This window comes from Nocardia sp. CS682 (assembly GCF_004634405.1).
Lineage (GTDB): Bacteria > Actinomycetota > Actinomycetes > Mycobacteriales > Mycobacteriaceae > Nocardia > Nocardia ninae.
Genome location: NZ_CP029710.1, coordinates 6,973,547 through 6,992,647, shown reverse-complemented (window position 1 = coordinate 6,992,647; position 19,101 = coordinate 6,973,547). Strand labels below are relative to the sequence as shown.

The 19,101-nt window shown below is 68.2% G+C and carries 16 protein-coding genes; 8 read left to right on the top strand and 8 right to left on the bottom strand.

Translation table 11 applies throughout. The annotated features are described in order from the left end of the window. Positions 1-185: 185 nt before the first annotated feature. A complete protein-coding gene (locus DMB37_RS31640; RefSeq protein WP_135235803.1) occupies positions 186-1,112 on the bottom strand; it encodes a DMT family transporter in 927 nt (308 codons plus the stop codon). Between the two features lie 125 nt (positions 1,113-1,237). Here DMB37_RS31640 and DMB37_RS31635 point away from each other — a divergent pair, with 125 nt between their 5' ends. The 3 genes from DMB37_RS31635 to DMB37_RS31625 are packed head-to-tail and all read left to right on the top strand — an operon-like array spanning position 1,238 to position 5,156. Further along, positions 1,238-2,908, top strand: a complete 1,671-nt coding sequence (locus tag DMB37_RS31635) for a CocE/NonD family hydrolase (RefSeq protein ID WP_135235802.1) — start codon at positions 1,238-1,240, stop codon at positions 2,906-2,908. Continuing rightward, on the top strand, positions 2,905-4,281 hold the full coding sequence (locus tag DMB37_RS31630; protein ID WP_135235801.1) for a M20/M25/M40 family metallo-hydrolase: 1,377 nt from the start codon (positions 2,905-2,907) through the stop codon (positions 4,279-4,281). Before DMB37_RS31635 ends, DMB37_RS31630 begins: the two co-directional genes overlap by 4 nt. Further along, positions 4,278-5,156: an alpha/beta hydrolase gene (locus tag DMB37_RS31625; RefSeq protein ID WP_135235800.1), complete on the top strand. Its 879-nt coding sequence runs from the start codon at positions 4,278-4,280 to the stop codon at positions 5,154-5,156. The genes DMB37_RS31630 and DMB37_RS31625 overlap by 4 nt, the downstream gene beginning before the upstream one ends. A gap of 82 nt (positions 5,157-5,238) precedes the next feature. On the opposite strand, the gene DMB37_RS31620 is transcribed toward DMB37_RS31625, so the two are convergent. After that, a complete protein-coding gene (locus tag DMB37_RS31620; RefSeq protein ID WP_135235799.1) occupies positions 5,239-6,696 on the bottom strand; it encodes a metallopeptidase in 1,458 nt (485 codons plus the stop codon). A gap of 163 nt (positions 6,697-6,859) precedes the next feature. Then, on the bottom strand, positions 6,860-7,804 hold the full coding sequence (locus DMB37_RS31615; protein ID WP_135235798.1) for an endonuclease/exonuclease/phosphatase family protein: 945 nt from the start codon (positions 7,802-7,804) through the stop codon (positions 6,860-6,862). Here DMB37_RS31615 and DMB37_RS31610 point away from each other — a divergent pair. Beyond that, positions 7,803-8,189 (top strand): hypothetical protein, encoded by a 387-nt coding sequence (locus tag DMB37_RS31610; protein ID WP_135235797.1) that lies wholly within the window; start codon positions 7,803-7,805, stop codon positions 8,187-8,189. The two genes, DMB37_RS31615 and DMB37_RS31610, sit on opposite strands and share 2 nt — an antisense overlap. A gap of 121 nt (positions 8,190-8,310) precedes the next feature. Here the strand turns inward: DMB37_RS31610 and DMB37_RS31605 are convergent, their stop codons facing one another. Next, entirely contained in the window at positions 8,311-8,952 is a 642-nt protein-coding gene (locus DMB37_RS31605; RefSeq protein ID WP_135235796.1) for a cysteine hydrolase, read from the bottom strand. A 10-nt stretch (positions 8,953-8,962) separates the two neighbouring features. After that, a complete protein-coding gene (locus DMB37_RS31600) occupies positions 8,963-9,289 on the bottom strand; it encodes a hypothetical protein (protein WP_135235795.1) in 327 nt (108 codons plus the stop codon). Positions 9,290-9,399: 110 nt separating this feature from the next. Between DMB37_RS31600 and DMB37_RS31595 the strand changes: the two genes are divergently transcribed. Then, a complete protein-coding gene (locus tag DMB37_RS31595) occupies positions 9,400-9,753 on the top strand; it encodes a helix-turn-helix domain-containing protein (RefSeq protein ID WP_107655060.1) in 354 nt (117 codons plus the stop codon). Positions 9,754-9,902: 149 nt separating this feature from the next. Here the strand turns inward: DMB37_RS31595 and DMB37_RS31590 are convergent, their stop codons facing one another. From DMB37_RS31590 to DMB37_RS31580, 3 genes are all read right to left on the bottom strand, one after another. Beyond that, entirely contained in the window at positions 9,903-12,926 is a 3,024-nt protein-coding gene (locus tag DMB37_RS31590; RefSeq protein WP_135235794.1) for a bifunctional [glutamine synthetase] adenylyltransferase/[glutamine synthetase]-adenylyl-L-tyrosine phosphorylase, read from the bottom strand. A gap of 78 nt (positions 12,927-13,004) precedes the next feature. Then, positions 13,005-14,345 (bottom strand): glutamine synthetase family protein, encoded by a 1,341-nt coding sequence (locus DMB37_RS31585; protein ID WP_107655058.1) that lies wholly within the window; start codon positions 14,343-14,345, stop codon positions 13,005-13,007. A 94-nt stretch (positions 14,346-14,439) separates the two neighbouring features. Beyond that, complete coding sequence (locus DMB37_RS31580) at positions 14,440-15,969, bottom strand: alpha/beta hydrolase (RefSeq protein WP_135235793.1); 1,530 nt, start codon at positions 15,967-15,969, stop codon at positions 14,440-14,442. Between the two features lie 158 nt (positions 15,970-16,127). Here DMB37_RS31580 and DMB37_RS31575 point away from each other — a divergent pair, with 158 nt between their 5' ends. The 3 genes from DMB37_RS31575 to DMB37_RS31565 all read left to right on the top strand — a co-directional run bounded on the left by DMB37_RS31575 (position 16,128) and on the right by DMB37_RS31565 (position 19,002). After that, positions 16,128-17,129: a family 43 glycosylhydrolase gene (locus DMB37_RS31575; RefSeq protein WP_135235792.1), complete on the top strand. Its 1,002-nt coding sequence runs from the start codon at positions 16,128-16,130 to the stop codon at positions 17,127-17,129. A gap of 139 nt (positions 17,130-17,268) precedes the next feature. Beyond that, on the top strand, positions 17,269-18,126 hold the full coding sequence (gene panB / locus DMB37_RS31570) for a 3-methyl-2-oxobutanoate hydroxymethyltransferase (RefSeq protein WP_107655056.1): 858 nt from the start codon (positions 17,269-17,271) through the stop codon (positions 18,124-18,126). Positions 18,127-18,141: 15 nt separating this feature from the next. Next, the gene (locus DMB37_RS31565) at positions 18,142-19,002 is read left to right on the top strand and encodes a phosphotransferase (protein ID WP_135235791.1); all 861 of its coding nucleotides are present in this window, start codon (positions 18,142-18,144) and stop codon (positions 19,000-19,002) included. Positions 19,003-19,101: the final 99 nt, after the last annotated feature.

Genomic DNA, 19,101 nt, shown 5'->3' with positions numbered 1-19,101 from the left:
CATGCCCCACTCGGCGAAACATCAAGGCCGTTCGGGGCGAGTGGGACAACATGGCGGCGAAGTCCGAGTAGACCCGCCAACATGTCCCGCACGTGCGGTTTCGGGGGCTCGTCCCGTTCGAATCGGCGGCAGGGTTGTGCGTCAGATCTCGGTGCTGGCCTTGGACGGCCACACCGAAACTTCAACTATGGGACCCGTTCGCACACCGGCTGATTCGATGATGACTGGTCCAGTTCGTCATGCAACGTAGGTGAGTTCGCAAGCAACGCGATCCCGGTGATCACCAGCCCAGCCGCGAGAATCAGTAGCACCGGACGCGGATGAACAGTCACCGCGAACAGGGTCAAACCCGCCGCGTAACTGAGCACCGGATCGGTGATCGTCATCGCGGTGAGCGCGGTGGGCAGCGAACCTCGGGCGTACGCCTCCTGCGTGAGCAGTCCGCCAAGGACGGTCGACACGGGAATCCCCAGCAGCGCCCAACTCAGATCAGGGAGCACCGTCGTCGCGATGACCACCAGCACCGCCGTGGTCGAGAAGCAGCAACCCGCCGCCACCGCGACCAACGCCGACCGCAACTGCGTCGAGTTCGTCAGGCGCGACACGGCGACCAACACGATGATCCCCACGAACACACCCACCCCGACTCCGGGCAGCAACTCGGGCCGCACCGCCGCATGCCCCGGCGCACTCTGTCCGACCAGCAGAATCAACCCCGCACACACGAACGCGGTGCCCGCCCAATCCCGCCCGAGCAACGCCCGCCTGCGCCGCGCCGCCGCGAACGGCAACGCGAACAGCAGCTGCACCACCAGCAGCGCCTGCACCACCGCGATCGCCCCGACCCGCAGCGCCACCGCGTGCACCACGAACCCCGCCACATTCGCACCCTGCCCCGCCAACCACCGCCGATCGGTGACCAACCGGCGAGCAATCCCCACGATCACCAGAAACCGACCGTGCCCGGCTTCGGTAGCAGCCTGCCGCGCCGCTCCCTGCTGCAATGCCGCCGACACCGCGAACAACAACGCCGCGAACAGCGCGAGAGAAATTGTCCCCACCGCGACCACATCGACGGGGCCGCTGTCCTGCACGCTCACGGCCTCCGACATACGGCCCATGCTGGCGGCCCGGAGTGAACACGGCATGGCGCCCGCCCGGCGGATTGGCAACACCTACCGACAGACCACCCCGGTTCCGGGGGCTGGACGGTCGTCCGGGCACACTCGATAGTCCTATGGTGAGTGAACGAACGGTCCTGGTGCGCGCCCTGTGCGGGCTGTTGCTGCTGTTGGCTGTGACCACGCCGGTGACGGCGGGGGCCGAGCCGCTGTCGGAGCCGTTCCAGTGGCGGCAGGCGTTTCTGGATGCGCCGGACGGGACTCGGCTGCACGCGGACATTCTGCGTCCGGCGGGTATCGCCGACGACGTACGCACGCCGGTTGTCCTCACGGTCAGTCCCTACCGTGCCCACCTGGCGTATCTGAGTGAGCCTCGGCTGCGCGGCGGCCCGTCCACCGACAATTTGCAGGCGGACATGTTCCTGCGCGCCGGCTACACCTATGTGGTCGTCGATCTGCGTGGTTTCGGCGGCTCGACCGGCTGCCCGGATTTCGGCGGCCCCGGCGAGCGATCCGACGTCGCTACCGCGGTGGAGTGGGCCGCGAACCAACCGTGGTCCACGGGCAAGGTAGGCATGTTCGGCGTCTCCTACGAGGCGTGGACCGGCTTGATGGGCCTGGCGACGAAGCCGAAGGGCTTGGCTGCGGTCGCGTCGTTCGAGCCGGTGGTGGACCCGTACTCGTACCTGTACATGCAGGGCATCTCATGGAAGTTCTCGGGCAAGCCGATCACCGAGAACGGCGTACGCCCAGCCGATCTCGCCGGACTGGAGCACCTGCTGATCGCGTCGACCCCGGCCCGCCCGGACGATCTACCCGAATATCAAGCCGCTGCGGCCCAACTGCCGATGCAGTGCTACCAGCAGTACCTGGCCGACATGACCAACCACGACGGCAACTCCCCCTTCTGGCGCGACCGCGATCTGGTGGGCCCGTTGCGCGGCAACACGATTCCCCTGTTCCTCGGTCAGGGCTTCGTCGACTACAACACCCGCGCCTACCGCGTGTTCGACCTGTGGAACGGCCTCGGGCCCGGCGACCACAAGGCGTGGTTCGGCCAGTGGGGCCACCGCACCTGCCACGACAAGTGCGGCACACCACATTTCGACACCGAGCTGCTCGCCTTCTTCGACAAGCACGTCGCAGGCCGCGACGTGCAGGTGCCCGGCCCCCGGATCACCGTCGGCCAGTTCGACGGCGACTGGCGCGCCGAAACCGCATGGCCGCCCGCGGATGCCGCCCGCATACCGGTCGAGCTGCGCCCCGGCGGCTACACCGACCGCGGCCTGCTGCCCGGCCCGGATCGCGAATTCTGGTCGGTCTCCGAACCTTTGGCCCAGGCCCAGCACCTGTCCGGCATGCCGTCGGCGTCGCTGCGGGTGAACGGTCCGGCCAATGCCACTGTCGCGGTGGAGCTCTACGACATCGCCCCCGACAACCAGGCCACCGTCATCACCCGCGGCATCGCACCCGTCGGCGGCGAGACCGCCGAAGTCCGCCTGCTGGCCCAGGATTGGCCGATTCCGGCGGGCCACCGGATCGGCGTGCGGGTCACCGATGTCGTCGACGACGTCTGGTCACACACGCCCGCCTTCGCCCAGGTCACCGTCGCCGAGGCACGGATCGAACTCCCTCTGCTGACCGGGACCCGCACGCCGGACCTCGTCGGCGGAGTGACCGAGGGCATCGTGAAGTGGCGAAACGAGAAGACCATCCCGCTCGCCCCAGCCATGCTGAACAATGCGACGGTGTCCATGAATTTGCCGAACCGCACCGGTGCCCGATGACGGACCCCGTCGACCTCCGCACCGCAGAGCGCCTCGCCGCCGCATTACGGTGCGTCACCGTGTCCACCGACGATCCGAACCACGTCGACGATGCGGCCTTCGCGCAACTCTCCGCACACCTCGAGCAATCGTTTCCGCGGGTACACGCCGAGCTCGAACTGGAGCGATTCGGTCACAGCAGGCTCTACCGCTGGCCCGGCGTCGAGCCCGAGCGCGTCTGCGCGATCCTGCTCGCCCACCAGGACGTGGTGCCGGTGGACGACCCCCAGCGCTGGACCCATCCGCCGTTCGCGGGCGTGATCGATGACGAATTCATCTGGGGCCGTGGCGCGATCGACGACAAGAGCAGGCTGCTGGCGATCCTGGAGGCGGTCGAGGCGGCGCTGGCGGCGGGAGTTCGCCCGCGGCACACCATCTTCCTGGCCTTCGGCCACGACGAGGAGGTGTTCGGCGACACCGGCGCGATGCACATGGCGCAGCGGCTTCGTCGCGACGGCGTACAGGCCGACCTGCTGCTCGATGAGGGCGGCATGATCACCGAGGGCGTCGCCGAGGGGGTCGAGCAACCGGTCGCCAGCATCATGCTCGGCGAGAAGGGTTATGCGACAGTGCAACTTTCGGTCAGCGAGGTCGGCGGGCATTCGTCCATGCCGGGCAAGCAGACCGCGGTCGGCCGGATCGCGCGCGCGGTGAGCCGCATCCAGGATCATCCGATGCCGTTGCGGATGACGCCGGTGACCGCCGACATGCTGGCCAGGCTGCGGCAGGCGATGCCCGCGTCGCGCAGCAGGCTGCTCGGCCTGGCCGGTATCGCCGCACCGCTGATCACCCGGGTGATGGCGATGCGGCCGCAGACCGAGGCGATGGTGCGCACCACCACCGCCCCCACGGTGATCCGGGGCGGCGTGAAGGCGAATGTGCTGCCCCAGCATGCCGAGGCCTTCGTCAATTTCCGCATCCTGCCCGGCGATTCGGTCCAATCGGTGCTTGCGCATTGCCGGAAGGTGGTGCGCGACAAGGGTGTTCGGATCGAAGCGGAGGGCATGGCGTCCGAGCCGACGGTGCACGCCGCTCCGGGCCCGGCGTTCGACATGATCGCCGACATCGCGCGGGCCATCGTCCCCGGCGTCGTCGTCACCACCGGCATCGTGCCCGGCGCCACCGACTCACGGCACTACCATGACCTCGCCGGCACCCGCTGTAACTTCGCCCCGATCGTGCTCGGCGCACGCGATATCGCATCGATCCACGGAACCGACGAGCGCCTCTCCCTGGTCAACTACGCTCGACTCATCGAGTTCAACCGGCGGCTGATCGCGCAGTTCGCGCAGCCGTCGGCCCCCGCGCCGCCGACCTCAGGAGCCGATGCATGACGACCGAGCCGAAGGCCAGTGGCGATGGCGAACCGCAGATCCACACCCTTACCGGCCGATTCGACGGCACCGGCAGCGGCATCGCCTGGCGCGCCTGGCTCCCCGACACCCCCGCGCGCGGCGTGATCGTCCTCGTGCACGGCGTCGCCGAACACTCCGGCCGCTACACCCACGTCGGCCAGCGCCTAGCCGGCGCCGAATTCGCGGTCTACGCGCTCGACCACATCGGCCATGGCAAGTCCGCGGGCAGCAAGGCCAATATCGGCTCGCTGGACGGCGCCGCCGACAACGTGGCCGCCATGCTCGACATCGCGACCCGCGAACACCCCGGCGTCCCCCGCTTTTTGGTCGGCCACTCGATGGGCAGCCTCATCGTGCTGCATTTGGCCACCCGCAGGCCGATCGATGTCGCGGGCATCGTGGTTTCCGCACCGCCGCTCGACATCTCGGCGGGTAACCCCGCCCAACGCGCGCTCGCCCCGGTATTGACCCGATTGACCCCGAATCTAGGTGTGCTCAAACTGGATTCGTCGCAGATCAGCCGCGACCCCGAGGTGATCCGCGCCTACGACAACGACCCGCTGGTGTATCGGGGCAAACTGCCCGCCCGCACCGCCGCCGAAATCCTGAACACCACGTTCCTCGTCAAAGAGCGGCTGCCGAAGCTCACCGTGCCGGTCCTGGCGCTGCACGGCACCGCGGACGCGCTGGCCGCCCCGTCCAGCGCCGATCTCATCGAGCACGGCGCGGGCTCGAAGGATCTCACCGTGATCCGCTACGACGGCCTCTACCACGAGATCTTCAACGAACCCGAGAAGGACAAGGTACTCGGCGACGTGGTGGACTGGCTGGAAGCGCACGTCACCGGTAAGTAGGGTTCGGAGAAAGGGAGCCGCGCCCGCCCGCGCGCGGTGGCGACCACCCTCGCCGCGCTGCGGTCGCTGCCGGGTGTAGCGCCTACTTGTAGCGCGACAAGCAGGCCTTTTCACCCTCCAACACGCCGGTGCGGAACGCCTCCACCCGTTGATAACCGCTCGGTACCACCTTGCCGTTCACGTCGCCGGCGGTGCGCCCCTCGCTGAGCAGCTCGGAGACGGCCTCATCGAGGTCGCCGGCCGACAGCCGCGGGTCGCTGCCCGGCTCGCTCAGCGCGGTGGTCACCACACCGGACAGGCAGGCGGTGCGCAGCCCAGCGGTCTCCGCGCCGGTCAAGCCGAGCTTGCGATCGTGTTGCACCGCAAGGACATACCGCGACACGAAGATGACGAAGGCGTTGTAGTCGCCGTTCACCGCCGCCGAGAGCGGATCCAAACCGTCCTTGGTCGGCGCACCGCGGCCGGCCAGGGCGGGCACCGCGGTGCCGATCGTGTTCGTGCTGGGACAGTACGAAACCGGTTCGGTAGGAGTGGCATTCGAGCAGTCACGCACCACCCCCGAGTAGTCGAACCGGGGTGGCGTGCTGAGCGGGAAGATCCTGGCCAGGACCTGGCTCACGCTTTGCAGCGAGGGCACGGTCACCGGAAGTTGCGGCAGGAACTGCTCACCCGGCTCGAACGTGACGGGCAACTTGCCGCGGCGCTGCGCGATCTGCTGCGTGGTGAGCGTCTTACAGCCCTGCGCGCCATCGGAATAACCGATCTGCACGGCCGTCACCCGCTCGAACGCCGACCCGTGCGCATTGCTGGGATCGCTCGGATCCTGGTCCCGGATGGCCACCGTCGCACCGAGGACGGCGTTGAGTCCGTCGGTGGTGTTCAAGGTGAAGTGCGCGGAATCCCCCTCGGCCACATGACGTAAGAACACTCCGGCGAGGCAGTCGGCCTGCTGCTCCAGCACCAGCGTCGGTGTCCGCAGGCCGGCGAGCCTGGCTTGCCGCTGAATGGCGTGGCCGTATTCGTGCGCGAGCACCATCACCACCGCCATCTCGCCGAACTTCTCCGCCACCGCGGGCATCAGCACGCCGCGGTCCCAGCCGATGGTGTGGTCGGCGCTGCAATAGGCGGCGTTCACCACGTGATAGGTGCTCTCGCCGCAGAACTCGATCGCCTGCTGCCGGGGCGCCTTCGCATCCCAGGAGTAGAACTCCGAGACCGGGGTGAAAGTGCCGGGAAAATTCTCCGGATACGCCGCCGTCCAGAACTCCTGCAGGTCGGCGAGGGAGTTGAGCGCGAGCTTGTCGTAGGTGCCGCCGTCACCGTTGATCGCGGTGAGCGGCGCGTCCGGCACGCCCTTGCGTGGGCCGTTCGGACCGGTGGCCGTCATCGAACCGGCTACTTCCCAGTCGGTTTCGGTGGACGGTGCCTCGGTGCGCGGGGTGGGCGGGGGCTGCACGCCCTGCCCGCAGCCGGCGAGTACCGCGCCGAACAGCGCGAGCACGGCGACCGCCCCGAACCGCAGTCGTTGTGTACTCATCATCCACGGGCCTCCCCGAGTACCGTGCACGCCCGACGCGTGCGAGGGCCCGGAGCAGTACAGCTGTCGATACACCGAGCATTCTCACGATAATCGCCGAGTACCCCACGCGCGTAGCAACGAACGGCCGATCGTTACCCGATCGGCAGTGCCCTTGCCCGCGAGCTCAATTCAACCGAGCGCGCACGAGCAAGGCGCGATGATCGGAGCCGGGGACGCTGAACGTCCGCACTTCCCGTGCCGTGGCGTCGGCGAGCAGAACGTGATCGATGCCGATGATCGGGCCCCACCGCCGGTCGTCCGGGAACGTCAGCAGCAGTCCGGCACCCGCCTGATCGGCCGCGGCGGCGAAGCGGCCGTGCAGCAGTTCGCGATACGCCGCGTGATCGCGGGTCGCGTTGAAGTCCGCGCCGACGATCGCGGGTCCCTGTTGCGCGTCGAGGATCTCGCGGATCCGGCGCATCTCCACGAGCCAGTCCGAGAAGTTCAACGGCGGCGGAATCGGATGAAAAGCGAATACCGCGATCGGTCCGCGATCGGGATGATCCATCGTCGCGGACACCTGATTCAGGATGAAGCCGTCGTATTTCTTGGTGTCGCGCAATGGGTATCGGCTGTAGATGCCGGTGCCGCCACCACCGTCGGCCGTCGGCTGCAGATACGAATACGGCAGCAGCGCACCGAGTTCCGCCGCGGCCAGCCGGTCTACGGCGGCGTTGGTCAGCTCGTTCACGGTCAGCACGTCGACGCCGTTGTCGCGCACCGCCCGCACCACCGCGTCGACGTCCGCCTTCCCGAACAGCAAATTGGACTGCAACACCGTGACCTCGGGCCCGCTCGCCGCCCGCCCCGCAGGCAGGAACGCGGGCGCCAACGTCCACACCACCACCCCCACCAGCAACCCGGCTATCCCGGCACTACGCCAGCCCCTGGCGATCAGGAAGAACACCAGCGCGACGAGCGCCCCCACCATCAGGTAGGACGCCCCCGACGCAACCAAGACCAGTAACTTTTGCTGCCAGGCCCCGAAATGCAGCACAACCCCGACGACTCCCGCCGTCAGCGCGCACCAACCCACCCCGAGCACCACCCGCTCCAACCATTTCGGCATGCCCCGACCCTATGCGGGCGGTGTGGAGATGCTGTGTGCCGACCGTGCGGTTCTCGCGCGGTTCATGATCGACCGCATAAACTGGGCGCGAACCCCGGAGGGTCCCATGTACGTCGAAGAATTTCGCATCGCAGGCCCACTCACGGCCGAGAGCGCCGAAGAGCTTCTCGCCGGGATGATCGGCTACACCTCGCGCATCATCGTCAGCTCCAATGGGCGCAGCGTGCATGCACCCTTACTGCCATCGTGCTGGGACGTGCTGCGACTGCGAGCGGGCAGCACGGTGACGGTGACCGCTGAGCACGGCCACCGTCCCGAGCTCGACGAAGACCGCCAAGCGATCCGCGTCTTCGTCGACCGGTTCCAGGAACTCACCAGCGCGTAACCTGCTCTCTGCTCGAGCGTTTTGGCTGCTGATCGTGCCGCCGGGACCACTCGCGCATTTCCCAGACCATACGGTCGCTGCTCGAGATCAGAGGACGGCCCACCAGAGTGCGGGCCAGCAGTCAGTGCGGAGTCATCAGCTCGACCAAGGTGGCGGTATCCGTGGTGCGCGAGCCGCCGGCGAATGCCAACGTCGCGTAGGCTCTTTCGGCCGCCGCCGGATGCCCGGCCCCGCACGCGTCGGTGACCATGATCGGCAGATACCCGAGGTCCAGACTGTGCCGGACCGTGGGTTCGATCCCGACCTCCATGGCGATGCCCGCGATGGCGTAGCTGTCGATCCCGCAGTCGCGCAACGCGATATCGAGCGGTGTCGCTGCGAACGCGGACATGGTGATCTTGTCGAAGACCATCTCGTCGGCGTCGGGTGTCAGCTCCGGGACGAGCTGGTATTGCGGCGAGCCCTGCGGGAAGCTGGAGCGCAGCTCGTTCGGGTCGTCCACCCGCTGCCATTGCATGGCGGTCCGCAGTTGCGCGACGCCGGACGCGGCGATCGGCAGCGACATGTGCCGGGTGTAGAAGACTCGAAAACCACCGGCGCGGGCGGCATCTCGGAGTTGCCCACACGCGCGCACGATCTTGTCACCGTCGGGGATCTGCCCGACGATGCCCACCTGCATGTCGTAGATCACTACCGCCATCCGCCTGGGATCGCAGGCATCGGCGACGGTTTGCGGAATGCTGAGGCCGAAGGCATTGCGCACGGCTGTGTCCTTACCTGGTCCGGTCGTAGGGCTCGGCGACGTCGACTTTCGGATCCATCAGCGCCTCCAGCGGCAGCGGCGCCTGCACCGGAACGTAAGTCCACTCCAGGTAACCCGCCTTGGTGAGCGGGAAGTCGGCGACATACTCTTGCGCCGCTTCGACGTTGTCCACCTCGAACACGATCACCACGCCGGGTTCGTCGGCGCGCGCGTAGTTCTCCCGCACGATGCCGGCCTTCCACAGCCGCCACACATTGGCGACCTCCTCGGGCAGGTACGGGTTGATCGTCTCGAGGGTCACGCCTGGCTTGAAACGGTCGAAAACGATGACCTTCATAGGAATTCGGGCTCCATGTCTGCGGTAGCGAGTGCGTACGCGTCCATGGAATCGCGATGATTACAGTGTTACAAGAACGCACTTTTTGGTGAGTACCCGGAGGCGAGCAGATGCCGGACAAGCGCTACCACTGCGCGGTGGAGGTGACCGTCGACCTCATCGGCGGCAAATGGAAGCCGGTAATCCTCGCCCACCTCAAGGAAGGCGTGCGCCGGTACGGAGAGCTGCGCCGCGCGATGCCGACGACGAGCGAGAAGATGCTCGTGCAGCAACTGCGGGAACTGGAAGCCGACGGCCTGGTCCGCCGCACCGTCTTCGACACGGTGCCCCCGCAGGTCGAATACGACCTCACCGACGAAGGGTGGAGCCTCGTCCCCGCTTTGACCGCCCTCTACGAGTGGGGCGAAAAACGTGCCGAGCGAACAGGTTTGCGCATCGAGCCCGCGCCTTCGGTAGCGAACTAGCTCGCTGAATCCGGACGTCTTCGGGCCCTAGAGCAGGTGCGTACCCCTGAGCGGGTGCGGAGTCGCGGACTACTTGCCGGTGCGCGGACCGGCACACCGCATTCCGAAGGTCGACGCCCCCCGGCCCACTACCGCCGAACTCCGCGCCGTCACTCCCCGAAGACGCGTTCCACCACCGCTTTCGCTCGCCGCGTCACCCGCATGTAGTGATCGAGGAACTCGCTACCATCGTCGTTCGGCCAACCCGCCACCCGCGCGACCGCGGACAGCAGCCGCCCCGGACCGGGCAGCTGATCCGCGGGCTTGCCGCGCACCAGCACCAAAGCGTTGCGCGCCTTGGTCGCGGTGAGCCAGGCGTCGCGCAGCAGCGCGACATCGGCGGCGTCGAGCAGTTCGGTCTGCTCGATGACGTTGAGCGACTCCAGCGTCGAGGTGTTGTGCAGTCCGATGACCTCGTGGGCGTGGCGCAGCTGCATCAGCTGGACCGTCCACTCGATGTCGGCGAGACCACCGCGGCCGAGCTTGGTGTGGGTGGCCGGGTTGGCGTTGCGGGGTAGTCGTTCGGCGTCGATCCGGGCCTTGATCCGGCGGATCTCGCGCACCGCCTCGGTCGACACCCCGCCCTTGGGGTACCGCACCTTGTCGATGACGTGCAGGAAGCGCAGACCCAGTTGCTGATCGCCGGCGACCTGATGGGCCCGCAGCAGCGCCTGCACCTCCCACGACTGCGCCCACTGCTGGTAGTAGGCGGCATAGGCGGCCAGCGTGCGGACCAGCGGACCGTTGCGCCCCTCGGGCCGCAGCCCGGCGTCCACCTGCAACGGCGGGTCGGTGCTCGGCGCACCGAGCAGCTGCTGCACCTTGTCGGCGACGTTGATCGCCCACTTCACGGCCTTGGCCTCGTCCTCGCCCGGCCGGGGGTCGCAGACGAACAGGACGTCGGCGTCGGACCCGTAACCGAGCTCCATACCGCCGAGACGGCCCATGCCGATCACCGCGATATCGGCGGGCGCGGGGCCGCCTCGCTCGGCCTCGCTAGCCCGAATCACCGCTTTGAGTGAGGCTTCCAGCACCGCCACCCACACCGAGGACAGCGCACGGCACACCTGTTTGACGTCGAGCATCCCGAGCAGATCCGCCGAGGCCACCCGGGCCAGCTCGTGCCTGCGCAGCGAACGTGCCGCGGCGACAGCACGTTTCGGATCGTCGTAACGGGCCGCGGCCGTCATGATGCCGCGCGCGACGTCTTCGGCCTGCGGGCTGAGCAGCAGCGGACCGCCGGGCCCATCGGCATACATGCGGATGGTGTCCGGCGCGTTGATCAACAGATCGGGCAGGTACTCCGAGGAGCCGAGCACGATCATCAACCGCTGCGCGATGGCGCCCTCGTCGCGCAGTTCGCGCAGGAACCAGATCTGGTCGTCGAGGCCCTCGGACACCCGCCGGTAGGCGAGCAGGCCGGCGTCGGGATTCGGTGTGTCGCCGAGCCATTCGAGCAGGGTCGGCAGCAGCAACGCCTGGATCCGGCCCTTGCGCGAGACCCCGCCGGTGAGTGCCTTGAGGTGGCCGAGGGCGTGCTCGGGCGCCTGGTAACCCAGCGCGGCCAACTGCCGGATCGCCGCGTCGGGACTCAGCCGCAGCGCGTCGGGCTCCAGCTTGACCACCGATTCGAGCAGCGGCCGGTAGAAGAGCTTGGCGTGTAATCTCCGCACCCGCACGGAGTTTCGCCGAATCTCGCTGGCGAGCACACCGACCGCGTCCTGCCTGCCGTCCGGCCGGATGTGCGCGGCGCGGGCCAGCCAGCGCATGCCTTCTTCGTCGTCCGCGGCGGGCAATGTATGCGTGCGCCGCAACCGTTGCAGTTGCAGGCGATGTTCGAGCAGCCGCAAGAACTCATAGGAGGCAGTGAGATTCGCGGCATCGTCGCGGCCGACGTAGCCGCCCGCGGCCAGCGCGGTGAGCGCCTCGACGGTCCCCTGCACGTGCAGCGACTCGTCCACCCGGCCGTGCACCAATTGCAGGAGCTGGACGGCGAATTCGACGTCGCGCAGGCTGCCGTGGCCCAATTTCAGTTCACGCTCGCGCATGTCGGCGGGCACCAGGTCTTCCACCCGGCGGCGCATCGCCTGCACGTCGGCGACGAAGTCGGGTCGCTCGGAAGCAGCCCACACCATCGGCATCAGCGCGGCCCGATACTGCTCGCCGAGCTCGAGGTCGCCGGTCATCGGCCGGTTCTTCAGCAGCGCCTGGAATTCCCAGGTCCGGGCCCACCGCTTGTAGTAGGCGACGTGCGACTCCAGCGTGCGCACCAGCGCGCCCGCCTTGCCCTCGGGCCGCAGCGCCGCGTCCACCTCGAAAAAGGCGGCGCTGGCGACGCTCATCATCTCGGCCGCCAACCGGGTCGCGGTGGCGTCGGCGGGTTCCGCGACGAACACCACGTCGACGTCGCTGACATAGTTCAGCTCGCACGCGCCGCTCTTACCCATGGCGATCACCGCGAGCCGCACCGGCACCGGGCCGTCCTTGCACACCCTCGCCACCGCCACCGCCAGTGCCGCCGTGAGCGCGGCGTCGGCCAGCGCGGTGAGATGACGGCCGACCACCTGGTACGGCAGTACCGGTTCGTTCTCGACGGTCGCCGCCAGATCGAGCGCCGCGAGCAACATCAGCTGATCGCGATACCGCTTACGCAGCAGCGCGACCACCTCGGGCCCGGACTCGCCGGCCCGGAACAGCATCGCCTCGCTCCCCGAGCTGGCTTCCGGCCCCTGCTCCGGCACCGCATGCACCGCGTCGAGCAGATCAGCGATCAACTCATCGCGCGTCGGTAGCCCCTTGCGCAGCAAGACGTGCCAGGCCGCGGGGTCCACCACCAAGTGATCGGCGAACGCACTGGACGAGCCGAGCAGCGCGAACAGCCTGCCGCGCAACGCCGTGTCCGCGCGGATCGCCGAATCCAGTTCGTTCCAGTCGGTTTCGAGCCGCTCGCGCAGCTTGATCAGGGTATTCAGCGCGAGGTCGGCGTCGGGCGCCCGCGACAACGCCCAGAGCACGGGAATAGCTTCGACGTTGTCCCAGCCCAATTCGCGCAGCGAGGCAGCGGCGGTGGGCTCGAGTAATCCGAGCCGACCGACGCCGGGGACAGCGGAGCGGGCAGTCGGGGGCCGGACCATAGCTCTCAAATTACATGGTCAGGACCGACGACTCGCCCGCCGCCGGGCATACATTCGGTTGCGGAAACGCGGCCCTAGCTACAGACCGAGGTATTCCTTGAGTTCGTACGGCGTCACCTGGCTGCGGTAGTCCGCCCACTCCCGGCGCTTGTTGCGCAGGAAGAAGTCGAACACGTGCTCGCCGAGCGTCTCGGCGACCAGCTCGGAGCGCTCCATCGCCTGCAACGCCTCGTCCAGCGTGCCGGGCAGCTCACGGAAGCCCATCGCGCGCCGCTCGGCGACGGTGAGCGACCAGACGTCGTCCTCGGCCTCCGGGGGCAGCGTGTAGCCCTTCTCGATGCCCCGCAGACCGGCCGCGAGCAGCACGGCGAAGGTCAGGTAGGGGTTGCAGGCCGAGTCAGGGCTGCGGATCTCGACCCGGCGCGAGGAGGACTTGTTCGGCGTGTACATCGGCACCCGCACCAGCGCGGACCGGTTCGACCGGCCCCACGAGGCCGCGGTCGGCGCTTCGCCGCCGTGGATGAGCCGCTTGTAGGAGTTCACCCACTGGTTGGTGATCGCGCTGATCTCCGGCGCGTGCTCCAGGATGCCCGCGATGAAGGCGCGCGCGGTGCTCGACAGGTTGATCGGGTCGTCCGGATCGTGGAAGGCGTTCGCCTCGCCCTCGAACAGGCTCATGTGCGTGTGCATAGCCGAGCCCGGGTACTGGGCGAACGGCTTGGGCATGAACGTCGCGCGCACGCCCTCGTCGATGCCGACTTCCTTGATCAGGTAGCGGAAGGTCATCACGTTGTCGGCCATGGACAGCGCGTCGGCGTAGCGCAGGTCGATCTCCTGCTGGCCCGGCGCGCCCTCGTGGTGGCTGAACTCCACCGAGATGCCCATCGACTCCAGCGCGTCGATCGCGTGGCGGCGGAAGTTCGGCGCCGAGTCGTGCACGGCCTGGTCGAAGAAGCCACCGGAGTCGGCCGGGATCGGCTGCGAGCCGTCCACCGGGCCGTTCTCCAGCAGGAAGAACTCGATCTCCGGGTGCACGTAGCAGCTGAATCCGACATCGGCGGCTTTGTTGAGCTGACGGCGCAGCACGTGGCGCGGGTCGGCCCAGGACGGCGAGCCGTCGGGCATGGTGATGTCGCAGAACATGCGCGCGGAGTGCTGGTGACCCTTGCTCGTTGCCCACGGCAGCACCTGGAAGGTGGACGGATCGGGCCGGGCGACCATGTCGGCCTCCGACACCCTGGCGAAGCCCTCGATGGCCGAGCCGTCGAAGCCGATGCCCTCCTCGAACGCGCCCTCCAGCTCGGCGGGAGCAATCGCGACGGACTTCAGGTAACCCAAGACGTCGGTGAACCAGAGACGTACGAAGCGGATATCCCGCTCTTCGAGCGTCCGCAGCACGAATTCCTTCTGGCGATCCATGTCCGCGAGAGTAGGCACCCGGCGTTAAATCCGTGTTACATACACGCTGAGTGTGCTGTGCTTGTTGCGGGAAAAAGACTTACCCGCCGCTCGATCAGCAGGTGAGGCCCGCCTCCGGCTCGGTGAGGTCGATCAGGTAGTCGATCACCGCGTCGTCCACGCAGGACGAGCCACCCGAGAGCGCGATGGTGTGCCTGCTGCCCTTGTAGGTCACCAGGGCCGCACCCAGCTGGTCCGCGAGGTCGACGCCCGCCTGGTACGGCGTCGCCGGGTCGTCGGTGGTCGACACGACCACCGTCTTCGGCAGCCCGGCCACCGAGATCCGATGCGGCTCACTGGTGTTCGGCACCGGCCAGGCCGTGCACTGGTCCAGCGGGGCCGCGCCGGTGCCGTGCCCGTCATCCAGGAACGGTGCCGCCTTGCGGTATTCGGTGTCCTGCTTGCCGGTGATCTCCCGGTCGCTGATGCGCGGATCGTCCACGCAGCGAATCGCGGTGAACGCGTCGGTGGTGTTGCTGTAGCTGCCGTCGTCGCGGCGGCCGTCGTAGAGGTCGGCCAGTTGCAGCAGGGTGTCGCCGCGGCCGTCGCGCAGTTCGGACAGGCCGAGGGTGAGCACCGGCCACAGCTCGTTGGTGTAGAGGGCCTGACGCACGCCGGTGAGCGCGTCACCATAGTTGAGCCCACGCGGGTCGGTGGTCGATACGGGCTTGTCCCACAACGGATTCACCAGCGCACGGAACCGGTCCACCGCCTGCGCCTTGTCGGTGCCGAGCGGACAGTCCGCCTTGCCGGCGCAGTTCGCGGCGTAGGCGTCGAAGACCTTCTGGAAGCCCGCCGCCTGCCGCAGCGACTCCTGCACCGGGTCCTGCGAGGAGTCGATGGCGCCGTCCAAGACCAGGGCGCGCACGTGGTCCGGGAACTTCTCGGCGTACGCCGAACCGATCTTGGTGCCGTACGAGTAACCGAGGTAACTGAGCTTCGCGTCACCCAGCGCCGCGCGCAGCACGTCGAGGTCCTGCACCACCTCGCGGGTGCCGACGTGCGCGAGGAACTCCTTGCCGGTGCGTTCGGTGCAGCGGTCCGCGTACTCGCGGTTCTCGTTCTCCGCCGCGGCGATGCCCTCGGGCGTGTTGTCCTTCGGCGGCTCGGCGCGCTCGGCGTCCTGCTCCTGCGCGGTCTCGCAGACGATGGCGGGCGTCGACGAACCGACCCCGCGCGGATCGAAGCCGACCCGGTCGAAACGCTCGGCCAGCGGGGTCTTGTTGCCCAGTGCCGACATCGTCAGGCCCGACTCCCCCGGTCCGCCGGGGTTCATCAGCAGCGAACCGATGCGTTTGCCGGTCGCCTTGATCCGCGAGACGGCGATCTGCGCGGTCGGCCCGTCCGGGGCGGCGTAATCGATCGGCACACTGATCCGCGCGCACTGCGTATTGGGCGCGAAACGATCATCCGGCGACCCGAACCCGGCGCAGCCACCCCACTCCACGTGCTGGGTGTAGAACTTCGCCAACGCGGCAGGCGGCGTCGGCATCGGCCCTGTCGGATGGCCGTCGATCGTGCACCCCGCCGCCAACGCCAGCACCGCAACCATCAGCGTCCCGCGCGCACTGCGAACCAAACCCATCCACTGATAGTGGCAGCCCGAGCGCTCGGCGCGCGCAACGCACCGGTCAGAAGTGTGAAGCGCCACTGGCGGGCGCAAGCGAGGTTCATTCGATCCGCGGGGCCGACGGCGACGAATAGCAGCGGAGGCGGATTCGCCGCTACCGGAAGGTGTGCTCAATGCTCGGACGTCGGATATCGGGTAACAACGTTCGCCACGCGGTGAGTGCCGTCCTCGTACTGAGCGTGCTCGCGCCCATCGCGGCGGCGGCGCCTGCTGCAGCGGATCGGTCCGGCAGCAAGCCCGCGATTGCGCCGGAACGGGTCAGCGCCGGGACGTTCGTCGAGGTCTATGAGGTGCCGACCGGTTTGCTGGCACAGTGGTACATCAACGATCACACGTTCGTCTACCGCGACGGCACCTGGCACCTGTTCGGCATCACCCACCCCAAGCCTGCCGCTGCGGAGGACGAGGTTCTCTTCGCGCACGCGACCGCACCGACCCTGCACGGCCCATGGGTGAAACAGCCGTCGGCACTGCGCGCCGACCCCGGGCACGACCAGCACCTGTGGGCGCCCCACATCGTCTTCGACAACGGCACGTACTACATGTTCTTCGCGACCGGCGGCACGGACCGCACCCGAACGGCCATCAATCTCGCTACGTCCCAGGACCTCTACCACTGGCAGCGGGCGGACGAACCGCTGTTCACCGACGGCTACGAAGCGCGCGACCCGATGGTGACCCGAGTCGGCGATCAGTGGGTGATGTACTACACGGCGACCAGCGAACCGGCGGGCGGAAACCACGTGGTCGCCTACCGCACCGGCAGCAGCCTGGACAAGTGGAGCCAGACGCGTAGCGGCGTCGCCTACACGGATCCGACCACGGGCACCGGCGCGGGCAATACCGAATCACCGTTCGTCGTGCGGCGCGGCGAGCTCTGGTATCTGTTCATCGGCCCCCGCCCCGCTCCGCAATACACGAGTACCGAAGTATTCTTCAGCCCCGATCCGTTCGACTTCGCGCCGAGCGATAAGGCGGGGCGCATTGCCGCGCACGCGGCCGAGATCATTCAGGACGGCGCCGATTACTGGGCCAGCTCGGCGGGCACCGACCGGAACGGCGTTTCGATCGCGCCGCTGACCTGGAGCTCCGATCAGCACGCAGCGGGCAACTGACCGGGCCGCCTGTCCCCTGTGACCAATTGCACCGGTCAAGAACCTTAATGCGGCCGCGTGACAGCTGGCACACTGGATTTCGTCAGACAACCCGGGGACCCGGATGGGCCCCGAGGCGACACAGACGAAAGGGACGAAGATGTCCGTATCCGATTCGGAAACCCCTGCCTACGGTGCGGCACCCACCGAGCCCAAGAAGGCTATGCGCAAGACCCGGGTGCACCACTTGCAGCAGATGAAGGCCAACGGCGAGCGCTGGTCCATGCTCACCGCGTACGACTACTCGACCGCCAGGCTGTTCGAAGAAGCGGGCATCCCCGTGCTCTTGGTCGGCGACTCCGCGGCCAACGTGGTCTACGGCTACGACACGACGGTCCCGATCACCGTGGACGAGTTGCTCCCGCTGGTCCGCGGCGTGGTGCGCGGCGCGCCGCACGCCCTCGTGGTGGCCGACCTGCCCTTCGGCACCTACGAGTCCTCCCCGCAGCAGGCGCTGGCCACCGCGACCCGGTTCATGAAGGAGGGCCAGGCGCAGGCGGTGAAGTTCGAGGGCGGTGAGCGCGTCGCCGAACAGATCGCGCTGATCACCTCGGCGGGCATTCCCGTGATGGCGCACATCGGGTTCACCCCGCAGAGCGTGAACACCCTCGGCGGGTTCCGCGTGCAGGGTCGCGGCGACGGTGCCGAGCAGCTCATCGCCGACGCCATCGCGGTGCAGGAGGCGGGTGCGTTCGCCGTGGTCATGGAGATGGTCCCGGCCGAGCTGGCCGCCCAGGCCAGCCGCAAGCTGACCATCCCCACCGTCGGCATCGGCGCCGGCGTGGAGACCGATGCGCAGGTGCTGGTCTGGCAGGACATGGCAGGCTACACCAGCGGCAAGACCGCCAAGTTCGTCAAGCGCTTCGGCAATATCGGCGACGAGCTGCGTGCCGCGGCGACGGCCTACGCTGAGGAGGTACGCCTGGGCACCTACCCGGGTCCCGAGCACAGTTTTTAGTTCTATGGAGTGACGATGACCGGCCGAGCAGTGCACGCGCCAGCCGCGCTGCTCGGTCAACCGGCCGACGCGCTGATCGATTGGGCCGTCGGCGTTCTGAAAGCCCGGGATATCGAGATCACCGGCGCCCCAACGGAAACCCGACGGCGCGCCTGGTCGCTGATCGTCCGCATTCCCACCGCGGCAGGCCCCATGTGGGCGAAAGCCAATGCACGCGCCTTCGCTCACGAGGGCCCACTGCTCCAACTCCTCGCCCGTCTGCGTCCCGGCAGCGTGCTGGAACCCCTTGCAGTGCAACTCGATCACGGCTGGTTGCTCAGCCCGCACGGCGGCGACACCGCCCCCGACACCGACGCGGAATGGTCCGGGCTGATCGGCTCCTACGTCGAGCTCCAGCGCTCCCTCGCCCCGCACGTCGACGACCTGCTCGCCACCGGCACTCCTTACCTGCCACCCAGCAGGCTCGGCACCATCTACCGGCACTTCGAGCCACGCATCCCGGGCCTCGGGCACCGCATCGAGGAGGCCGCCGCCGAACTGGCCGGATACGGCAGGCTCAGCCTCGAACACAACGACGTCCACCCCGACAACGTCTTCGCAGGCGCAACCCCCGGCTCCGGCCGGTTCTTCGACTGGGGCGACGCCGTGATCACCCACCCGTTCCTCGCCCATCGCATCCTGCACAGCCCGCACCGCGCCGAGTACTTCGCGCACTGGCGCCGGTTCGAGCCGATCACCGAGGCGGAGATCACCCTGGCCGAGCAGCTCGCGCCGTTGATCGCCCTCAATCCCTGGCGCACGATCGACACCTCCACACCCCGCTTTGCCCGCTTCGTCGAAGCACTGCTCGACGAGCTGCGCACGAACTTCCGGTAGCCGCAGCGGGCGGCCGTGCCGCTGTCTCCCGCGTGCGGCCGCGACAACACGGCCGGGCCGTAGCGGCGAAACAATGGCAGACTCGATGCGGACATTCGC

Coding starts and splice junctions, on each gene's coding strand:
- DMB37_RS31640 (WP_135235803.1), bottom strand. CDS start 1,112: ATGTCGGAGGCCGTGAGCGTGCAGGACAGCGGCCCCGTCGATGTGGTC.
- DMB37_RS31635 (WP_135235802.1), top strand. CDS start 1,238: ATGGTGAGTGAACGAACGGTCCTGGTGCGCGCCCTGTGCGGGCTGTTG.
- DMB37_RS31630 (WP_135235801.1), top strand. CDS start 2,905: ATGACGGACCCCGTCGACCTCCGCACCGCAGAGCGCCTCGCCGCCGCA.
- DMB37_RS31625 (WP_135235800.1), top strand. CDS start 4,278: ATGACGACCGAGCCGAAGGCCAGTGGCGATGGCGAACCGCAGATCCAC.
- DMB37_RS31620 (WP_135235799.1), bottom strand. CDS start 6,696: ATGATGAGTACACAACGACTGCGGTTCGGGGCGGTCGCCGTGCTCGCG.
- DMB37_RS31610 (WP_135235797.1), top strand. CDS start 7,803: ATGCCCCGACCCTATGCGGGCGGTGTGGAGATGCTGTGTGCCGACCGT.
- DMB37_RS31615 (WP_135235798.1), bottom strand. CDS start 7,804: ATGCCGAAATGGTTGGAGCGGGTGGTGCTCGGGGTGGGTTGGTGCGCG.
- DMB37_RS31600 (WP_135235795.1), bottom strand. CDS start 9,289: ATGAAGGTCATCGTTTTCGACCGTTTCAAGCCAGGCGTGACCCTCGAG.
- DMB37_RS31595 (WP_107655060.1), top strand. CDS start 9,400: ATGCCGGACAAGCGCTACCACTGCGCGGTGGAGGTGACCGTCGACCTC.
- DMB37_RS31590 (WP_135235794.1), bottom strand. CDS start 12,926: ATGGTCCGGCCCCCGACTGCCCGCTCCGCTGTCCCCGGCGTCGGTCGG.
- DMB37_RS31585 (WP_107655058.1), bottom strand. CDS start 14,345: ATGGATCGCCAGAAGGAATTCGTGCTGCGGACGCTCGAAGAGCGGGAT.
- DMB37_RS31580 (WP_135235793.1), bottom strand. CDS start 15,969: ATGGGTTTGGTTCGCAGTGCGCGCGGGACGCTGATGGTTGCGGTGCTG.
- DMB37_RS31575 (WP_135235792.1), top strand. CDS start 16,128: ATGCTCGGACGTCGGATATCGGGTAACAACGTTCGCCACGCGGTGAGT.
- panB (WP_107655056.1), top strand. CDS start 17,269: ATGTCCGTATCCGATTCGGAAACCCCTGCCTACGGTGCGGCACCCACC.
- DMB37_RS31565 (WP_135235791.1), top strand. CDS start 18,142: ATGACCGGCCGAGCAGTGCACGCGCCAGCCGCGCTGCTCGGTCAACCG.